The organism is Clostridium sp. AWRP (assembly GCF_004006395.2).
Classification (GTDB): Bacteria; Bacillota; Clostridia; order Clostridiales; family Clostridiaceae; genus Clostridium_B.
Window position 1 is genome coordinate 4,241,889 of sequence record NZ_CP029758.2, and the last position, 19,011, is coordinate 4,260,899.

Consider the following 19,011-nt stretch of genomic DNA (forward strand, 5'->3'; position numbering starts at 1 on the left):
TTTAGTTAGCTCCCTTCATTGCAGCTACTAATTCACTTACAAGTCTAGCAAGTTTATCATTATCAGTAGTATCTGCAGCAGTGCTAGCACAATTGCTCTTTGCTGCAAATTCTGCAGGGCTTGTAGCACAGCATCCTAAGTCATTTTTGCTTCCGCAAAGTTCAGGATGATTGAAAGTTGTATCGTCTGCAGCTAATGTAGTACAGTCTTTAAGACCATATGCTACTCTCTTTATATTGATTAAATGTAATGGAGTAACATTTTCGGAAACAGAACTTCCTCCCCATGTACCACAACCTAATGTAAATGCAGGTGCTAATCCTGTGCTTGCACCAGTACCTCCCTGGCTTCCTCCAGTATTAACTAAGATACGGGATGCTGGTTTTTTAGCAAACTTCATTACTAAGTCTCTGTCATTTGTATGAATGTTCATAGTATGTCCAAGACCATTTTGAAGTAATCTTATACTAAGCTCACATGCTTCATGCCAATCCTTAACTGTATAGAAAGCAAGTACTGTTGTAAGTTTCTCGTAAGATAGAGGGTAACCATTACCAACTCCGCCTTGTTCTCCTACTAAAACTTTTGTTCCTTCTGGAACTGAGAAACCTGCAGCTTCTGCTATAACCTGAGGAGCTCTTCCTACAAACTTAGCACTCATGCTGTGTGTACCAGGCTTAAAAAGTATACTGCAAACTTTTGCAGTTTCTTCAGCTGTCATGAAATATCCGCCTTGTTTCTTCAACTCAGCTATTACTTCATCATGATTGCATTCTTCAACAATTATTGATTGCTCGGATGCACAAATAGTACCATAGTCAAAACTCTTACTAGCTATTATATCTTTAACTGATTGATGAACATCAGCAGTTCTTTCAATATAGGATGGAGAGTTACCAGCACCAACGCCTATTGCAGGTGTTCCTGAACTATATGCAGCCTTTACCATTCCTGGGCCTCCAGTTGCAATTATCATAGCAACTTCTTTAGCTTTCATAAGTTCATTTGTAGCTTGTATAGATGGTGTAACAATACCACCAATTACATTTGCAGGAGCTCCTGCTGCTACTGCTGCATCACGCATAAGCTCTATTGCTTTTGTTGAACATTTTAATGCAGCTGGGTGTGGTGAGAATACAATTGCATTTCTTGATTTAATTGCAATGATTGATTTATAAATAACAGTAGATGTTGGATTTGTAGATGGTACAATACCCATTAATAAACCAACTGGTTCTGCAAATTCAATTACACCCTGACTTTTATCTTCTTTTATAACACCAATAGTCTTCATATCCTTGATGTAATTATATACTGTAGTAGCAGCCATATGGTTCTTATAAGCCTTATCTTCAGCTTTTCCAAAACCAGTTTCTTCTGCAGCCATTTTACCAAGGCAAACTGCATTTTCCTCTGCTACCCTAACCATATTACATAGGATTTTATCAATTTGTTCTTCAGTATAATCAGCAATTTGGTCTGCTGCAATTTTTCCTAAACGTGCAAGATCTCTTGCTTCTTGTATAGAACGTAAGTCTTTATCAAAATTTTCCAATTGTGTTCCCTCCATTGTTTATTATTTATATATTTTAATTTTTATAGCTGGCTAATTATGCCCATAATATTTTTTGAACTCTATAAGCAGCAACTTCTTGTCTGCTTTAGAAATGGACCTTCCTTTGATACCAAAGTTCTTATATTTACGAGCGAGATTTCGAAGCTCTATTACCTTAAACTTACTCAAAATCTCAATAGCTTTTTCTAAACCATAGTCAAGTACCATCTTATCTACGGCTTTCCTATTTAGTTTAGTCAAATCCATTTTAAAAGGATCAGTTATTTTTTCTGGCAAAAGCTCCTCATTCTCTGAATTTTCTACTGTTGAATTCTCTTCTTTAGAGTCTTCCACTGTTGGATTTTCCACTGTTGAATTCTCTTCTATTGAGTCCTCTACTATTGAATCTTCTATCTTAACGGGAACCTCTACAGTATCTTCTTCAATTACTTCAACTGTTGTTTCATCTTCTGGTTGGTTTTTCGCTGGAGCGACAGTTGGAATATTTCTATCTTTCAGTGGTATTGCTGATACAATTATATTATCTAATTCCTCATGTGGACGGGGAATCACATGTTGTGAAACAAGCAATGTGTCATTTATGTTTCTAACTGCCGCTCCACCAGCGTCTACAGCTGCCTTCACAGCACCCACATCACCAGTTACAGCAATCGAAACAAGTCCCCCTCCTACATATGTCTTTTCTAAGAGATTCACATCTGCTGCCTTGAGCATAGCATCTGCGCTCTCAATAGCTGCAATAAGTCCTATTGTTTCGATTAACCCAAGTGCCTGCATTGTTTAACCCTCCTAAACTTTGGTCAAGCATTCCAAATTCTAATATGTAGCATAGAATGCTTTCATCTTGTCAGGTGAACCAAATGCTATCTTAGCTCCTTTAGGGAAGAATACTGAATCACCAGGATGTGCAGTATAAACTTTATCATCCACTGTTACTGTCAATGTACCCTCTACAACATAGTAAAGTTCTTGACATTCTGTTTCCCAATCAAATTTGCAATCTTCAATTGTAATAAATCCTGCATTCATTGAGGAACCATCATCTGCATTGATTATTTCCTGATAAAATACTTTATCATTAGGATTTCCTGTATCTAGTGCTTCATACTTTACTGAACTTCCACGAACGATCTTCAAACCGATAGTGTCAGTCTCAGCAAGATAAGGCTTCTTATTAGTAATCAAATCAATCACTCCATTCAAAAGTCCTTTATCCATCATTACCTTGAATACTTTATAAATTACTTCACTATCAATTCCATTTTCAAAAACTTTTTCAAGTTCAGAAGCTTTTGTTTCACAAGAACCTTTTACTTCACAAGAACCTTTTACTTCACAAGGAACTTCTACTTCACAAGATTTCTTTGCTTCAGGAACTGGAGTTTCTGTAGAAAATTCTATTCCACTATTTCTAGCCAAATCTTTAGCTGATGGAGTAACAATTGTATCACAATCAATATAAACTACTTTTTGACCCTGCTTTTCTGCAGTTTCAACATCTTTTACACAAATTAATTTTTTCATTCCTTCACATCCTTTCATTTATAAAAGTTCTTATATATTAGAACAATGATGTCAATAATCTTTCAGACGGTGAAGGTATAACCTCTGCATTTACTAATAACCCTTTTTCTTCTGCAATAGCTTTTCCTGTTTCAACACCAGTTTCAACAGCAGCTACATCTCCGGTAAAAGTAAAGAATGACTTACCTCCCAATCCATTTCCTAAACGAAGTTCAATTGGCTGCAATTCAGCAGATTTCAAAATTGCATCAGCAGCAATGACCATTGTTGATAGGGAGAAAGACTCCATAATTCCTAAAGCCTGAACTTCATCTGGCATCGTTGCACCTGTGATCGCAGGGAATACTGCCGGATTGACATTTGGTATAACAATAGAATCAACTAAAAATTCTTCTGCAAATCTTACACCAACACTTACTGAATCTTCAACTGCTGCAACATCACCTTGAACAATGGCAATATACTTTCCTGGGCAAGAAGAACCTGCTGTGACTATTTCCACTTCAGAAGTCTTTACCATCTGGTCTGCTGCATATATACCACGAGCAATGCTTGTAAACTCAACCATTCCTATTGCTTGTGACATATTATCCCCTCCTTATCACAATAAAATCATTTCCACATTCCACAACTGTTCCTGAAATACTTGCATGAATAGTAGCACTTAAACTACCTTCAGGAATTTTTCCAATTTGTTGTCCAAGTTCTACATGATCACCAACATTAACAATTGGTACTGCAGGTGCTCCTACATGCTGTCTTGTTGCAATATGAACCTCTTCAGGTACCATTTCAACTTCCGTCATAGGAGCTGGCCTATCAAAGTCACGCAAACCTAATCTAGCAATAAGACGCTTACTTGGAACTAACCTATATTCACGGCTTTTGCGGGCAGTAAATTCCGACTTCATTGGTTTATATTTTATGTTCTGTTCTGCTAATTTTCCTTTAAAATAGAGATTTGCAGATTTCGGATAAAGTCCTGCTGGACATGAGAACAATTCACATAAATTACACTGACAGCAAAGCTGTGCAATCTTCTGCTCTTCAACATTTTTCAAGGCATAATTTAAAGCTCTCATCATCTTGTGGGGTTGTGTGCTATGTCCAAGAAGATAACGAGGACACATATCTGTACACATGCGGCACTGCTCACAGGAAGACCTATTTACTCTTTTCGCCTGTTCTATGCTAACAGATTTTTTACGAATAAGAGGATGATCTTTTTTCAAAATTACGAATCCCTTATTTTTCTTCGTAACATATCCATCTACATTACTCTTTACAGGTCCCATCATAGGGCCACCATCAATAACTGTATAATCATCAAAATCTTCTATGCCACTCAGCTTCAGTACATCTATAACAGGTGTACCCACTGGTACCTTTACAGTCAAACGTTTAGGAATGTCTCCTGCAACTGTGATATATTTTTCTGTAACTGGCACTCCCATAGAAGCGTGATAAATATTCAATGCTGTTTCTGCATTAACTACTACACAGCCAACATTAATTGGAATGCCCATTTCAGGAACAACTCTTCCAGTCAATTCATGAACTAGAACTTGTTCATCACCTGCAGGGTAAATATCAGGAATTTCTTTTACTTCAATAAAATCTCCTACTTGAAGTTCTTCAATTTTATTACGAAGTATAGAAATAACTTCTTTATGCTTTCCTTTAATACCTATAAGTGCTTTATTTGCACCTACTAACTTTCCTGCTGATTCAAATCCTTTAATTATCTCATCTGGAAACATCCTCATCAGCTGCTGATCCACACGAAGCAGCGGCTCACATTCAGCTCCATTAAGAAGTATATATTCTGCCTTTGATGCTAGCTTTGCGTGGGTAGGAAATCCTGCCCCACCGGCACCAATAACACCAGCTTCTCGCACCATATCAAGAATACTCATTCCCGTACCTCCTGAGTTTATTCTACATTGCAGTCTTCATCAATAATTCCAACAACAACTGCGTCAACCGGGATATCTTCACATTCATCTAACATTTTTCGAGCTGATGACCCAGTTGAAACAAGAACTCTATCTCCAATACCGGCACTGATTATATCTGCTACAACTAAATGCTGACCAGCACCAGTTCCTCCAATTACTTCCGCTAACATAAACTTTAATCCATTAAGTGATTCTGCTTTTCTTGTTGCCCATACATTGTCAATTAATCTTGCTATTAACATATATCTTTCTCCTTTTTAACATTGCGCTTAATCTCTTGAATTGCTGATTCAACAGATGACGTATCGCCAAAAATCGCAATCATTATCATATTCTGTGGACAACTTCCTTTAATATCTTCTACTGTGACACCAACTGCCTTTTCAGCAATATCTGCGGCATAAATCATGTCCAGCATTTTACCTTGCACAAGACCAACCGCATCAACACAAATTGAATCTTTATTAACATTAGCACCCATACGCCTCATAAGCATATCTATAGTACCCTTTGAAGGTGATTTAATAATTCTAAATTCCATATTATATCATCTCCAACTACATACTTTCCTGCGTACAACTAAGTGCTATACCTAAAGGGGTTACAAACATCGGATTCTTTGGCTTATGAGTAAATATTCCTGTCTTTTTTTCTATAATTGTCTCAATACCTGTCAGGCAGCAAGTTCCTCCTACCAAAGATATTTCCTGAACATCATACCCTTTAATATGCTGGTTAATAATAGATGCAATTTTCTCAACTACTGGCTTTAATACAGGTAAAAGATCCTTATGGTTTTCTGGATTACGTTTATACAATTCTGCTTCTGCAAAAGGCATTTTATATGCACCAGAAACTACTAATGAAAATTGAGTACCTCCTGTTGGTTCATCTGCAATATAAACAACTTTTCCATCTTTTAAAATTGAAATTCCAGTCGTTCCACCACCGATATCTACAACTGCACCATTCTTAATTCTAAGAACTTTATTAGCAGCCGTTGGTTCATCAAGTACACTTGTAAGTTCAAAACCAGCTGCCTGAACTACATTTTTTACTGCCCCTGAATCCAACTCATCTGTTCCAGGTGGAATAGCTGCAGCTCCATAAATCAACTCTGTACCTAACTTTTCTTCAATTTCATGCTTCATCTCTCTAACAATATTAATTGCACCAATATAATCAACAACCATACCATCTCGAACTACATCTGCATATTTATAAGCACCTGCTACTGGTTTATAGTTTTCATCTACAACTGCTAGGACAACACATGCTGTACCTAAGTCAACTCCTGTATAATAAACAGAAGACTTACCAACAATTGGATGTTTTACTACATGTTCAAAATCTTTCACAAGTTGGTCGCAGAATTTAAAAGTCAAATTTTTCTCTGACATTTTGTACCTCCAAAAATAGAACAAATCATTTGGGACAAAGCATTAATAATTTGATTGATCTTTCCAATAGTATCACTGCACAATGCATCTTCATCTTCACTATCTTCATATGCTTCTAAAATAAACGGTTCAATTTCTCTAAGAGCACAGCGCAGTCTATGCAAAATTATGATATCTCTGCCCTTTTTAAGCTGCATATGAAATTCTGTAATTTCAAAGCAATCATCTAAATCAAGTGAATAATTGCTAAAATTTATTGCTGTACATTCCTTAATACAAAGATTTTCAACGGATCCTTTACCCTGAATGGCGTTTTTAATTTTAGTAAACTGCTTACCTAAACTAATAACATTCTGTGCCCAAAGGATATCCTTATTCAAAAGTTCTTCTTCTGTAATAAGGAACAATGCTTCCGTCGATTTCATCTTACTGTAAAGTTTTTTCTTCTTCCAATTATTCTTCTTTTTGGGCTGTACAGGTGTTTTATTTTCATTTATAGCCTGCACCTTTTCCACAGTTTCCTTTTTCTCTACAGTTTGTTTTTTCTCTACAGTCTGCTTTTTCTCCACAGTCTGTTTTTTACTTGCAGTATTTCTCTTTGTGTAAGGACCATCGTCAAACATATTTATACCTTTATCTGATAGAAATTGACGTGCTCCAGGCGTAAGTCTTGTTCCCGGTTCTAATTCATAATCTGTAAAAGGTTCTTTTCTATATAAATCCCGCAAATCAATTTCGGTAATAAATTTCATTTTGGCCCCCCTTTACTTTTATTTTAAAAATAAACATTTTTTAGGGCTCCGCCGGCTAATCCGCTAGGAACACTAATTTATAATAAGGCTCTGAAGCTTTTATTTGCCTCAACTGTCGGAAACATAAACTCTAATGTTCCGCCATCAAATCAATTTTATTTACTACACCAATTACAGGTCATATAATAAATCTTTATAAAACCAAGGAAATTACACATTAACACATATTGACTAATTAACTACTTATTAATGCTTAATAACCGAAACTGGGAAATCATATTCTTTAATCCAGCCTTCAATTCTATCCAAATCATCACTACTTAAACTTGGATCTCCTTCTATTGGATACTCTATTCCTAGCTGTGTATATTTATTTACGCCTAATTTATGATAAGGAAGTAGATCTATACCTTTAAAGTTTTTGTAATCACGGAAAGGCATCAAGAAGTTAATTACACCATCAAACTCTTCTTTGCTATCATTCAGGCCTTTTAACAGGGGCATCCTAATCTTCACGTTATACCTGTGATTAAGAAGTTCCTTCAAGTTCTTCAAAATTTGTTCATTATGCACTCCTGTCAGTTGATAGTGTCGTTCAGGATCAATATGCTTTATATCAAAAAGGAACAAATCTGTGAACTCAGCAACCTTAAGTATTGCTTCCAATTTTGCATGACCACAAGTTTCAATGGCCGTATTGATTCCTTCCTGCTTACATACCATAAGCAAATTTGCTGCAAATTCCCACTGCATCAATACCTCGCCGCCACCTAGTGTGACACCACCACCTGAAATTTCATAAAACTGCCTGTCCTCTTCTATAACTTCCATAATTTCAGAAACAGTTTTTTCTTGTCCCATAATGGATATTGCAGACTCGGTACAAGCATTCTCACACTTGCGGCAACCTAAACAATCAATACTATGATCTACCTCATGTTCCATTCCTTTTGACATTGTATGTATTCCAACCGGACAAACAGAGACACAAGCACCGCAATTAATGCATGAATTCTTTTTGAACATAACTTCATATTTTCGTAATTGTCCTTCAGGATTGGCACACCACTTGCAGCGCAATGGGCATCCTTTAAAGAATACCAGTGTCCTTACTCCCGGTCCATCATACATATTATATTTTTGCACATTAAAAATGACTGCTTTTCTTTCAATCATTGCTGCCTTCGCATTACTCATACTAACCAATCTCCTGTTTGATTCATTTTGGTGTTGAGATGAATTTTTAACTAAGCCTGTCCTCTTGCATACATCACAGTATGCAAGATACAGACATCAGATAAATTAATTTAAACTCAATGGAATACTATGTTTAAAAATGTGTCAACATAGTTCTACTAATAATTTCATCCTGAACATCCTTACACAATTCAACAAAGAATGCACTGTAACCTGCTACACGAACAATAAGATCTCTGTACTGTTCTGGATGCTTCTGTGCTTCAATCAAAGTCTTGTTATCCAAGTAATTGAACTGCATCTGTCCATTACCAAATAAGCAAGCAGTACGTAACAATGTGATAATACCTTCTTCTCCTTCTGGAGTTTCAAGCAATCCTGCCATAAGTTTAAAGTTATGAACCATACCTATGTTCATATTGTCACAAGACATCTTGGAAACAGATTTAATAATAGCAGTAGGTCCTTTAAAATCTGCACCCTGAGTTGGACTGATACCATCAGATAATGGTGTCCAAGCTTTACGTCCGTTAGCAGACGCACCTGTCAACTGACCAAATGGAGTATTATTTGAGATAGATAAAGTACCATGACTCAAAACAGAGTACAAAGTCTTATATTTACGATGTTCCATCTCGGTAAAGTTGATTAAATCTGCAGCAATTAAATCTGCATAATCATCATCATTACCATACTTAGGAGCTTTTAAGCAATCATTTCTAAGTTCTTCATATCCAACAAAATCAGCTTTTAATGCTTGATTTAACTGCTCTAAAGTACATTTCTTGTCATCAAATACTACCTTTTTGATAGCAGCCATGGAATCTGCATATGTAGCTAATCCAGTCCATACAACACCAGGTCCGAAATTGTACATAGCACCACCAGCAGAAACATCTTTACCATGTTCCATACATCCTTCATACATGATGGACATTAAAGGCTTTGGAGCTAAATCTCTGTGAACACGCTGAGAAATAACTGTAGCAACGTCAGTCCATTTTGTAATATATTTGATTTCTTCCTTAACTGCATTATCAAATTCTTCATAAGTCTTAAATCTATTTAAATCTCCCATATCAGGGCAAACTTGTTTTCCATACCATAAAGGAACACCATGGTTTAGAACTAATTCTATACATATAGGCCATTGAGTATAAGCTGTAGAAGTCCACTGATATAAACGTCCAGCTTTCTGAGGCTCAACACAACCCATTATACAATAATCTCTAGCATCTTCTATGGAAACACCTTTTGCAAGCATCATCTTAATATGTGCATCATCAAAATGGCAAGCTGGGAATCCCATACCAGCACGAACAACATCAACAATCTTCTTCAAGTACTTCTTAGGTGATTTGTTGTGAATACGGCAAGCTAAAGATGGCTGATAAATCTTAACGTGACGAACAGCGTCCATCAAAAGATAAGTCAAGTCATTTGTTGCATCAAGGCCATCACGAGTAACACCACCAACACACATATTTACGAATGGTTGGTAACCTGCAAAGAATTTAGAAGCACCTTCGCTTGTAACCCACATCATTTCAGACATTTTAATTAGCATACAACCAGATAATTCAAATGCTTCATAATTATTCATACGTCCTGATTCTATATCTGCCTTATAGAATGGATACATATATTGGTCAACACGGCCAATGGACATACCAGTTTGGTTTTCTTCAACTACAAGTAATGACTCAATAGTCCAAACTGATTGAATTGCTTCCCAGTAAGTACGAGGTTTATGTGCAGGAACATGTGCATTAACTTCTGAAATCTTTTGTAATTCTGCTTTACGTTTAGGGTTTGTCTCTTTTGCAGCTAATTCAGCAGCATATTCTGACATACGCTTAGCGTAAATCATAACTCCTTCAGTAGTATCAATAACGGATTTATAAAAATAAATCTTTTCTATATCTTCAGGATTTTCATAATCTAATTTTGCCAAATGATCCTTTGCTTCCTGCTGAATATCTGCCATTCCTTTTTTCATTAAGATAACATCATATCCAGGGTTTGAATCACCACCACCATTAGTTGCATGGTAAGAACAATCTGAAACAAATGATTCACCTGAAAGTTCCCAAACACCTGCTTCACGGTATTGGTCTTCACAGTATTCATCAACGGATTTACCTTGCCAGAAAGGGAAAAGTTCATCACGCATAAGCTTTTTATCTTCTTCAGATACATAAAATGGATCTTGAGGACGTGTTCCAATAGTATCTATTTCATCTTGCATCCATCTCCATGCTATATCAGGAGAAAAAGCTCCAGCACGAGGTGCACCACAAGGAGCTCCTACAATTAGCTCATCATCTTGGATTACTAAAGGTGCAGTTTCACAGCAATAACGGAAACATTTAGCACGTAATAAAATCTTAGGCATACCAGGATTTTCTTTAGCAATCTTTGTAATAGCCCTAGCACGATATGTTGTTATTGAAGGCTTTTGCTTTAAATAGTTTTCCTTTATTCTTTTTAAACGTTCTGTCATTCCATCTGGAACTTCTCCATTATTAGCGCAAGGTTCTGCACAAGCTGCAGGTGCTCCATTATCTTCTTTTGTAATTTCTTGGGAAACTCCTTGAAATATCTTCATTAAAGCTGCTTGTTCTTCTGCAGACATATTCTTAGTTGCCTCTGCAAACTTATTTGAAAATTCACGAATATCCAAAACACTTACCTCTTTTCTTTCATAATTATTTTAGATTTAACTATTTGAGTTTTAAATTTATTGTTTATCATGTTCCAACACATCTGTACGCTATTTAATTTTTTCCATAGCCTTTTTCAAAATATGCTGCAACATTTGTATATCCTCTGGATTATAGTCTGACTTCTTTGTCATTGTATTCAAATCACTTTTTTCTTCTGTAAACAATCCATTAGTATTAATTATCTCTTCTACATTCCGTACGCCGTATCCGACTTTACGAACATAAATAAGATTCATTGGTGAAACATTATCGGAGGTAATACCTTTACCTGCCGATCCACTGCCTAAAGTTAAAGCAGGGAATAAGTTACTTGTAGCACCCATACTACCAAAGGAAGCAGGCGTATTAACAAGTATTCTGCCTACAGGTTTTTTTAATGCAAACTGTCGAATCACATCTTCATCTTTTGAATGTATAACAAGAGTGTGACCATGTCTCTCACTGAGCAGCAGCTCAATACACTTTTCACATGCATGCATCCAATCATCTTCAATGTAGTAAGCTAATACCGGACAAAGTTTCTCCTTGGAATAAGGATTATCTTGAGAAACATATTTCTGCTCTGAAATTAGCACTGTGCTACTTTCAGGAATGCTGAAACCTGCTTTCTTAGCCAATCTCTGTGCGGATTTGCCAACCATTTCTGAATCCATACTACCATCAGAACGGAAAAAGAGAGAACCCAGTTTTTGTGCTTCCTCCTCTGTCATGAAATATGCACCACTATTTTGCAACTCACGTTTAACATCAGATGCAACACAGCTATCTACAACAATAGATTGTTCAGATGATGGTACTATTCCGTTATCAAAGGTCTTACTAGCAATAATATCTCTTACCGCCTGTTTGATATCAGCTGTACGTTCAATAAATGCTGGTCCATTACCAGTTCCTCCATAGATGACAGGTTTTCCAGATCTATATGACGCTTTAAGCATCCCGGGAACACCTGTATTCATAATCAAAGAAGTCGCCTCATGGTTCATCAATTCGATTGTTCCACTAGGTGTCACAGTATGTAAGTATGCAAGAGCTCCTTCCGGCAGCCCATATCCTTCAGCTGCACGAATCATGATGTCAAGCGCCTTACAAATTGTCTCCTTTGCTCTAGGATGTGGAGAAAAGATAATTGCATTACCAGACTTAATTGCAATTAATGCCTTATATATGGTAGTAGAAACCGGACTAGTTGCAGGACATAATGCAATAATTACACCCATAGGTACACCTACATCCATGGTCTTATCCTGATCACTTTTGTTAATAATACCTACACATCGCATTCCTCTAAGCTTAGTTGGCAAATACTCACAGGCAAATCGGTTTTTAATGCATTTATCCTGCCACTTTCCATAACCAGTTTCATCCTGTGACATTACAGCAAGCTCTCGAGTATGTTTTCCGATTTCTTCCGCCATACGTTCAACAATCTCATCTAACTTTTCTTGTGGAAAAGTTGCTAACATTTTTTGTGCTCGTGCAGCATTTTCCACAAGGATTCGGGATTCTTGGATGGAGAGCAAATCATTATCAATAATATTCATTTCTAACTCTCCCTTTCTTTTTTACTAGCTAAGTACTGTACTTCTGTACTTTTTCATTTTATGTGGTGGAATCATAACATCCACATATTAAGGAAGTAAATTTTCAATTGTATAACGTTTGGTGATCTTCTGAAGATCTGGATGTGGACTTGCAATAACAACTGAACTATAAACTTCAGCACCCATATCTGTTACAGCTTTTACTCCAGCTTCTACAGCTGCTTTGCAAGCTCCTACATCTCCGGCAACCAATACAGAAATATAACCGGAAGCTACATTTTCGTAGCCAATTAATTCAACATCTGCAGCTTTACACATTGCATCTGCAGCCTCTAAAACAAAAACCAAACCAAATGTTTCTACTAAACCTAAAGCTACATATTTGCTCATCTGTTTTCCCTTTCCTTTATCATATTTTTTACTATATTTTTATGCATCGATGTCATGTACTGAAACAATGTCTCCAACACCTTTAATTGGTCTTGGCATAACATTATGTGCTGTCAATTTACCTATTGCAGCAGCAGCAGCAGCTCCTGCTTCCACAGATGCTCTAACGGCAGCAACATCACCCTTTACCATAATTGTAACAAGAGTGGAACCTATATTTTCATATGATATCAGTTCAACATCAGCAGCCTTCAACATTTTATCTGCTGCTTCAATTGCAGGAACCATCCCTAATGTTTCAATAAGGCCTAATGCCTCTTCGCCATAATACCTCATTTCATAACCCTCCTCCTCTATACGCAATTACGCAGTATGGATCTTTCCCAAGCAAATACACCTTTGATTCAATCACTTTTGCTTGAAAATATTTATTATTTGAACTAATAATTTGAACTTATGGAATCCAAGTTATTAGTCTTTAATATATTTATTAATTGTAGCTGCACCTTCTTCATGTGCGTGATAATAAACTCTCAAATTACCTGATTTGTCCTCATCAAATCTTGTTTCTTCAAGGAGACCATTAGCTTCAGCTGTCATTAAAGCTTCGATTACAGCAGCTTTATTAAGTGCTCTAAAATTACCGTAGTCACCCTTTAAAGCTTCAATAACATCTTCTGCACAAGCTTCTTTAACTGTTGTAAAGTGTTTTAAAATAGCATAATTAAGTGGTTTCATACTATTTATCCTCCTTTTTTCTGAATAAATCCATTGGATTCATAGCAATTACCAAGATACCTAGTACCATAAGTATAGCAGCAATCCAACCAATAGCAGGTATTGACCAACCTGATTTACCAAAGATTACACCAAGTACTATCCAGCAACAGAATGGTCCCCAGAATGAATAAGTACCATTGCAAGCCATACCAAGAGCTGCACCACACATACTATTACCCTTATACCAACTCATGTATGAAACAAATGCACAAAGACCACTTATAGCAAACCATATCATAGCAGATCCACTTGTAAATGCCTGAAATACAAGACCAGTTGAAAGCTTAACACTACCTGCAAGCATACCCATAATAGGTATTAATATAATTAAGTTTGAAATACCTGATGTTGCTTGACGGATAGTAATACCAATTTCAGAGTCAATCATAGATGTACCATAACCAGCTACACAGCCTTCAAATCCCCAACCAAGTGCTGCTATGAAAGCAATAGCAATACCCAAAAGAGCACCTTTTGGAGCACTTCCAGTAATGCTTGTACTACCAATCATGAAACTAGCAGTAACACAAATAACTATACCTAACATCATACGTTTGTTTAATTCTTGTTTGAATAATATTCTGCCTAAAATAGCACCAATAGCTGGACAAAGAGCTGTAATTGGAATAACTATTGAACCAGCCATCTGAAGGCCTATAACATAAGCTGTACTTGAAATGGGTCCTCCTATAAGAGCTGCCAAAATCATTACACGGCCTGGAGTTGTATTAATACACCTCAAGAAGTCTCCAAACTTACCTTTAATACCTGCATAAAGCATTGCCCAGATAGCACTGCAAGAATCATTTACTGCACTACCGAGGGCACCCAATACGTATGTAATAACGAAAGCGGATAGCCCTGCCTTATTAACTCCGTACCAGTCACTCCAAACTCCTTTAGTCATACCTAATGACAAAAATGCTGAATAAAATCCATACATAATACCCGAAAATATAGCAATTGATATACCTTTTTTAAAAAATTGTGATGATAACTTTTTCTTAGCAGCAATTGCAGATGCACTAACCGCCCCTGTCATTTCACTCATAAACAAAATTCCTCCTCATATTAAAAAACTAGATTGATGAAAACGTTTTGCAACCTAATGATATATTAACTCATTAGAACATTTTTTCATGGTACAAAATGCGATATTTTAATGCATAATATCTGCTAGTTTTTTGGAGTTCTTGTACTATAGTTATTTTCTTGCACTAATAGTATTGATTTTAATCAATGTATTTATTAATTGTAGCTGCTCCTTCTTCATTTGCATGATAGTAAACAACTAAATCACCTGACTTATCTAATATAGATCTTGTTTCCTCAAGAAGTCCATTAGCTTCAGCTGTCATTAAAGCTTCAATTACAGCGCCTTTTTTAAGTCCTTTAAAATCACCATAGTCACCTTTTAAAGCTTCAATAACGTCATCTGCACAGGCTTCTTTAGCTTTTGTAAAATGTTTTAAAATAGCATAATTAAGTGGTTTCATACAATTAATCCTCCTGTTTTCTAAATAAATCTATTGGATTTACAGCAATTACCAAAATACCAACTGCCATTAATATAGCAGAGAACCATACTATAGGAGCCATTGACCAACCTGATATGCCGAAAATTACGCCAAGTATAATCCAGCAGAAGAATGGTCCGAAAAATGAATATGTTCCATTAGTTGCCATACCAAGAGCTGTTCCAGTCATACTATTGCCTTTGTACCAAGTCATAAATGAAAGATAAGCGCAAAGACCACTTATAGCAAGCCAAACCATAGCAGGGCCACTTGAAAATGCTTTAGCAGTAAGGTGAAATGCAAGTCCTGCATTGTTTCCTACTATTATAGATATAACAGGAATAAATATAATTAAATTTGAAAGACCTGATGTTGTCTGACGAATAGCAATACCAATTTCTGAATCTACCATACATGAACCATAACCAGCTATACAACCTTCTAATCCCCAACCAAGTGCAGCGATAAGAGCGATAACCATACCTAATCCTGCTCCTGCAGGTGCATTTCCAGTAACACTTTGAAGACCAATCAAACCACTTGCACAAACACAGATAAGAATACCTACTATCATATGCTTGTTTAATTCTTGTTTATATAAAACTCTACCTAATATAGCACCAATAGCTGGACAAAGAGCAGAAATCGGAACAGCAAGTGAACCTGCCATTTTTAGAGCTACAACATAAGCTGTAGTAGCAATTGGTCCTCCCATAAGAGCAGCTATCATAATCAATCGTCCTGGTTTACTATTGAGACATCTAAAGAAATCACCTAATTTACCTCTAGTAGCTGCAGCAATTAATGCCCAAACTGCACTGGCAGTATCATTTATTCCACTACTAAGTGCACCAAGTACATATGCAATAGTAAGCGCTGTTAAACCTGCTGTATTTGCACCATACCAGTCACTCCAAACTCCCTTTGTTGTAGCTAATGTCAAAAATGCTGAATATAATCCATATGAAATTCCTGAAAATAAACCAATTGCAATACCTTTTTTAAAGAAACTTGATTTTACCTTTTTTTTAGCAGCGGCCAAAGCTGCATCCATTGACAGTTCCATAAACAAACCTCCAATTATTTTATTATATTGTTATTTGATGAGAGGCCTCATCTTAATGCGAATTTCAGATTAAGACGCTTTTGTAATATTAATATATTAATACATTACTTATTGTAAACGAATAAAGCATTTTTTCATGGCATAAAGTGACATATGTTATTTGGACAATATCCGTTTATTTTTTTATCTTTTTGGACTATCGTTACCTTATTGTATTAATAGTATTGATTTTTTTCAATAAAATATTAAGGAAATTGCCTTACTTTGTGAATAATTTAGAATAAAGGGGCGTATTTTGCGATAAGGCAGGAGATTATTCTTAGCACTTCTAGAATTGTTAAAAATTATACAAAATGTTACGTAGTCTACACGAACAGCAGTGTTTATATCCCACTTTGATAGTGGCATTTGCTGTGTGGCACTGTGGATGGTGTTAGTAATATCAGCGATCGGATAAGCTTCTGATTATTTGTGAAAGCTTTTTAAGTCCTAATTCCAGATCATAAAGAGAAGCATAGGAATAGGATATCCTTATATTATAGTTTTTAGTAAAATCGTATATATATCCTGGATTTATTAATATTCCATTTTTACAACATTTATAAAAAAGTTTTTTCATATCTACTTTATTTTTAAGCTTTAACCATATATAAAACCCTCCTTTTGGCACATTCCAACTAGCTATGTTAAAAAAATATTTTTCAAGAACATTTAATGCAATTCTTCTCCTTATTTTAAGTTTCTCTCTAAGTTCTTTTAAATATATTTCATAAAATCCACTTTCTATCCATTCTGCAGTTACATACTGTGAAATAGAACTTGCGCCATAATCTGTTTGCATTTTAACATCTCCAAGTCTCTCAACAACAGTTTCCGGAGCAACAACCCACCCTATTCTCATTCCTGCTGCCATTGACTTCGATGTAGTACCCATATAAAGTACTATTCCATTTTCATCTTTTGCTTTTATTGGATAAGGTGGCATTTCATCCAACCATAATTCCCTATAGGCATCATCTTCAATAATTGGGATTCTCTCTTTAATACATAAATCCAGTAGCTTGTCTCTTCTATACTGCGGCATTAATATACCCGTAGGATTATGAAATGTTGGAATAGTATATAGAAGAGAAGTATTCCTATCTATATTTTTCAAAATTTCATTTAACTTAATTCCATCCGCATCCATAGATATTCCGCTAAAACTAACTCCAGAAAAATCAAATACATGAAGTGACTTTATATATGATGGTTTTTCTACAAGTATCTTAGATCCAGGCTTTAGTATGCTCATTGAAATCAACTGAAGAGCTTGAAGTGAACCGGAAACAATTAGTATCGAATCTGGTGACACATTTATATGGAATTTTTTTAAATACTCACTTATAACTTTTCTCAATTTAAGTGAACCTTTAGCCATTTCATAGCTTAAAGAAGTTATGTTATTAGACACAGTTTTAAATACCTTCTTCATCATATCTTTTGGAAATAATTCAGGAGAAAGTTCACCTGTGCCAAGCCTTATTATATTATCCTCATACTCCATCTTATTTATAATTTGAATTGTATGGAGGTTTGGTTTATGTATTCCACTTTTTATATAAGGTTCCCAACTACCTGGAAGCATAGAAGCCATCAAGGACCAGGTGTTATTTATAATTTTGGTACCTTTTTTACTTTTTCCCTCAATTAAGCCATCTGCTTTTAACTCATCTAAAGCTTCTACAATAGTGCTTCTATTTACTTCAAATTTTTCTGCCAATTCTCTCTGTGATGGTAACTTTTCTCCTATAGTCCACTCTCCGTTTCCTATTTTTTCCTTTATATAATTTACAATTTGCCTGTACATAGAAATAGAAGATTTTTTATCTGGTTTCCAATCAATACTTAACATATGCATTCAGATCCTTTTACTTTGATAATATGAAGTTCAAACCAAGTCTTACTCCATAATAAATTATTATTATACCACATATCCTATTGATTACCTTAATTGATTTCTCATTAAAACTTTGTTTAAAAATTGACATAATGCCTGCAAGAGAAGTAAACCAAAAAATTGATGCCATGCAAGATCCAAGTATAAAGTACCATGCGCTTTGATAAGAAAGAGATGCCCTAAACCCTCCAAGAAGCAGTGAGCCATCAATAATAGCCTGCGGATTCATCCAGGTCACAACAAAACAAGATATAATTACTTTAACTAAATTTTTTTCTACATTAGTTTTTTCATCAAAATCCGGCTTACTTCTTATAAGGCTTACTCCAATATATATAACAACTATGCATCCAACCAATAATACAATTGATCTCACAACTTTTGATTTTTGAATTATAGTTCCTACACCCCAAAAACAGGTTAGCGCAAGGGAAATATCAAAAAATATAGTTATAAACGCTGTTCTAAATGCCTCTACTCTTTTACTAGCAGTTATAGCTGAATTAATTACGTATAAGTTCTGCATACCAATTGGAGCTACATAAGAAATTCCAAGTAAAAATCCTTGTAAAAAATATCTAATCATTTTTCCACCTCTAAAAGATTTGTATTATACAGTTTTCAATAAACTTATAAACCATA

The 19,011-nt window shown here is 35.6% G+C and carries 20 protein-coding genes; all 20 read right to left on the bottom strand.

Going from position 1 to position 19,011, the window contains the following annotated elements; all coding sequences use genetic code 11:
- Position 1: 1 nt before the first annotated feature.
- Entirely contained in the window at positions 2-1,555 is a 1,554-nt protein-coding gene (locus DMR38_RS19780; protein ID WP_127723253.1) for an acetaldehyde dehydrogenase (acetylating), read from the bottom strand.
- 51 nt (positions 1,556-1,606) lie between these two features.
- Positions 1,607-2,353, bottom strand: coding sequence for a BMC domain-containing protein (locus tag DMR38_RS19785; RefSeq protein ID WP_127723255.1), 747 nt, complete (start codon positions 2,351-2,353; stop codon positions 1,607-1,609).
- A 39-nt stretch (positions 2,354-2,392) separates the two neighbouring features.
- The gene (locus DMR38_RS19790) at positions 2,393-3,100 is read right to left on the bottom strand and encodes a cupin domain-containing protein (protein WP_127723257.1); all 708 of its coding nucleotides are present in this window, start codon (positions 3,098-3,100) and stop codon (positions 2,393-2,395) included.
- Positions 3,101-3,137: 37 nt separating this feature from the next.
- Positions 3,138-3,686 carry a BMC domain-containing protein gene (locus tag DMR38_RS19795; RefSeq protein WP_127723259.1) on the bottom strand — a complete coding sequence of 183 codons (549 nt, stop codon included), beginning with the start codon at positions 3,684-3,686 and terminating at the stop codon, positions 3,138-3,140.
- 1 nt (position 3,687) lies between these two features.
- Positions 3,688-5,016: a 4Fe-4S dicluster domain-containing protein gene (locus DMR38_RS19800; protein ID WP_127723261.1), complete on the bottom strand. Its 1,329-nt coding sequence runs from the start codon at positions 5,014-5,016 to the stop codon at positions 3,688-3,690.
- A gap of 17 nt (positions 5,017-5,033) precedes the next feature.
- On the bottom strand, positions 5,034-5,300 hold the full coding sequence (locus DMR38_RS19805; RefSeq protein WP_013237858.1) for a EutN/CcmL family microcompartment protein: 267 nt from the start codon (positions 5,298-5,300) through the stop codon (positions 5,034-5,036).
- Positions 5,294-5,599, bottom strand: a complete 306-nt coding sequence (locus DMR38_RS19810; RefSeq protein ID WP_127723263.1) for a BMC domain-containing protein — start codon at positions 5,597-5,599, stop codon at positions 5,294-5,296. The genes DMR38_RS19805 and DMR38_RS19810 overlap by 7 nt, the downstream gene beginning before the upstream one ends.
- A gap of 16 nt (positions 5,600-5,615) precedes the next feature.
- The gene (eutJ, locus tag DMR38_RS19815; RefSeq protein ID WP_127723265.1) at positions 5,616-6,458 is read right to left on the bottom strand and encodes an ethanolamine utilization protein EutJ; all 843 of its coding nucleotides are present in this window, start codon (positions 6,456-6,458) and stop codon (positions 5,616-5,618) included.
- On the bottom strand, positions 6,440-7,210 hold the full coding sequence (locus tag DMR38_RS19820; RefSeq protein WP_127723267.1) for an ethanolamine utilization protein: 771 nt from the start codon (positions 7,208-7,210) through the stop codon (positions 6,440-6,442). The genes eutJ and DMR38_RS19820 overlap by 19 nt, the downstream gene beginning before the upstream one ends.
- Positions 7,211-7,456: 246 nt before the next feature.
- On the bottom strand, positions 7,457-8,407 hold the full coding sequence (gene cutD / locus DMR38_RS19825) for a choline TMA-lyase-activating enzyme (RefSeq protein WP_127723269.1): 951 nt from the start codon (positions 8,405-8,407) through the stop codon (positions 7,457-7,459).
- A 133-nt stretch (positions 8,408-8,540) separates the two neighbouring features.
- Positions 8,541-11,090: a choline trimethylamine-lyase gene (gene cutC / locus DMR38_RS19830; RefSeq protein WP_127723271.1), complete on the bottom strand. Its 2,550-nt coding sequence runs from the start codon at positions 11,088-11,090 to the stop codon at positions 8,541-8,543.
- Positions 11,091-11,180: 90 nt separating this feature from the next.
- Entirely contained in the window at positions 11,181-12,677 is a 1,497-nt protein-coding gene (locus DMR38_RS19835) for an aldehyde dehydrogenase family protein (RefSeq protein WP_127723273.1), read from the bottom strand.
- Positions 12,678-12,764: 87 nt separating this feature from the next.
- On the bottom strand, positions 12,765-13,067 hold the full coding sequence (locus DMR38_RS19840) for a BMC domain-containing protein (RefSeq protein WP_065078467.1): 303 nt from the start codon (positions 13,065-13,067) through the stop codon (positions 12,765-12,767).
- A 39-nt stretch (positions 13,068-13,106) separates the two neighbouring features.
- On the bottom strand, positions 13,107-13,403 hold the full coding sequence (locus DMR38_RS19845) for a BMC domain-containing protein (protein ID WP_013240575.1): 297 nt from the start codon (positions 13,401-13,403) through the stop codon (positions 13,107-13,109).
- A gap of 135 nt (positions 13,404-13,538) precedes the next feature.
- On the bottom strand, positions 13,539-13,805 hold the full coding sequence (locus tag DMR38_RS19850; protein WP_127723275.1) for a helix-turn-helix transcriptional regulator: 267 nt from the start codon (positions 13,803-13,805) through the stop codon (positions 13,539-13,541).
- A gap of 1 nt (position 13,806) precedes the next feature.
- Positions 13,807-14,898, bottom strand: coding sequence for a hypothetical protein (locus DMR38_RS19855; RefSeq protein ID WP_127723277.1), 1,092 nt, complete (start codon positions 14,896-14,898; stop codon positions 13,807-13,809).
- A gap of 181 nt (positions 14,899-15,079) precedes the next feature.
- The gene (locus DMR38_RS19860; protein ID WP_063553798.1) at positions 15,080-15,343 is read right to left on the bottom strand and encodes a hypothetical protein; all 264 of its coding nucleotides are present in this window, start codon (positions 15,341-15,343) and stop codon (positions 15,080-15,082) included.
- 4 nt (positions 15,344-15,347) lie between these two features.
- Complete coding sequence (locus DMR38_RS19865; protein ID WP_127723279.1) at positions 15,348-16,430, bottom strand: hypothetical protein; 1,083 nt, start codon at positions 16,428-16,430, stop codon at positions 15,348-15,350.
- A 442-nt stretch (positions 16,431-16,872) separates the two neighbouring features.
- Positions 16,873-18,324 carry a PLP-dependent aminotransferase family protein gene (locus DMR38_RS19870; protein WP_127723281.1) on the bottom strand — a complete coding sequence of 484 codons (1,452 nt, stop codon included), beginning with the start codon at positions 18,322-18,324 and terminating at the stop codon, positions 16,873-16,875.
- 16 nt (positions 18,325-18,340) lie between these two features.
- Complete coding sequence (locus DMR38_RS19875) at positions 18,341-18,955, bottom strand: LysE family transporter (RefSeq protein ID WP_127723283.1); 615 nt, start codon at positions 18,953-18,955, stop codon at positions 18,341-18,343.
- Between the last annotated feature and the right edge of the window lie 56 nt (positions 18,956-19,011).

Excerpts from the sequence above, each read along its gene's own strand:
- DMR38_RS19785 (WP_127723255.1), bottom strand. The coding sequence starts at position 2,353 with ATGCAGGCACTTGGGTTAATCGAAACAATAGGACTTATTGCAGCTATT.
- DMR38_RS19790 (WP_127723257.1), bottom strand. The coding sequence starts at position 3,100 with ATGAAAAAATTAATTTGTGTAAAAGATGTTGAAACTGCAGAAAAGCAG.
- DMR38_RS19795 (WP_127723259.1), bottom strand. The coding sequence starts at position 3,686 with ATGTCACAAGCAATAGGAATGGTTGAGTTTACAAGCATTGCTCGTGGT.
- DMR38_RS19800 (WP_127723261.1), bottom strand. The coding sequence starts at position 5,016 with ATGAGTATTCTTGATATGGTGCGAGAAGCTGGTGTTATTGGTGCCGGT.
- DMR38_RS19805 (WP_013237858.1), bottom strand. The coding sequence starts at position 5,300 with ATGTTAATAGCAAGATTAATTGACAATGTATGGGCAACAAGAAAAGCA.
- DMR38_RS19810 (WP_127723263.1), bottom strand. The coding sequence starts at position 5,599 with ATGGAATTTAGAATTATTAAATCACCTTCAAAGGGTACTATAGATATG.
- eutJ (WP_127723265.1), bottom strand. The coding sequence starts at position 6,458 with ATGTCAGAGAAAAATTTGACTTTTAAATTCTGCGACCAACTTGTGAAA.
- DMR38_RS19820 (WP_127723267.1), bottom strand. The coding sequence starts at position 7,210 with ATGAAATTTATTACCGAAATTGATTTGCGGGATTTATATAGAAAAGAA.
- cutD (WP_127723269.1), bottom strand. The coding sequence starts at position 8,407 with ATGAGTAATGCGAAGGCAGCAATGATTGAAAGAAAAGCAGTCATTTTT.
- DMR38_RS19835 (WP_127723273.1), bottom strand. The coding sequence starts at position 12,677 with ATGAATATTATTGATAATGATTTGCTCTCCATCCAAGAATCCCGAATC.
- DMR38_RS19840 (WP_065078467.1), bottom strand. The coding sequence starts at position 13,067 with ATGAGCAAATATGTAGCTTTAGGTTTAGTAGAAACATTTGGTTTGGTT.
- DMR38_RS19845 (WP_013240575.1), bottom strand. The coding sequence starts at position 13,403 with ATGAGGTATTATGGCGAAGAGGCATTAGGCCTTATTGAAACATTAGGG.
- DMR38_RS19850 (WP_127723275.1), bottom strand. The coding sequence starts at position 13,805 with ATGAAACCACTTAATTATGCTATTTTAAAACACTTTACAACAGTTAAA.
- DMR38_RS19855 (WP_127723277.1), bottom strand. The coding sequence starts at position 14,898 with ATGAGTGAAATGACAGGGGCGGTTAGTGCATCTGCAATTGCTGCTAAG.
- DMR38_RS19860 (WP_063553798.1), bottom strand. The coding sequence starts at position 15,343 with ATGAAACCACTTAATTATGCTATTTTAAAACATTTTACAAAAGCTAAA.
- DMR38_RS19865 (WP_127723279.1), bottom strand. The coding sequence starts at position 16,430 with ATGGAACTGTCAATGGATGCAGCTTTGGCCGCTGCTAAAAAAAAGGTA.
- DMR38_RS19870 (WP_127723281.1), bottom strand. The coding sequence starts at position 18,324 with ATGTTAAGTATTGATTGGAAACCAGATAAAAAATCTTCTATTTCTATG.
- DMR38_RS19875 (WP_127723283.1), bottom strand. The coding sequence starts at position 18,955 with ATGATTAGATATTTTTTACAAGGATTTTTACTTGGAATTTCTTATGTA.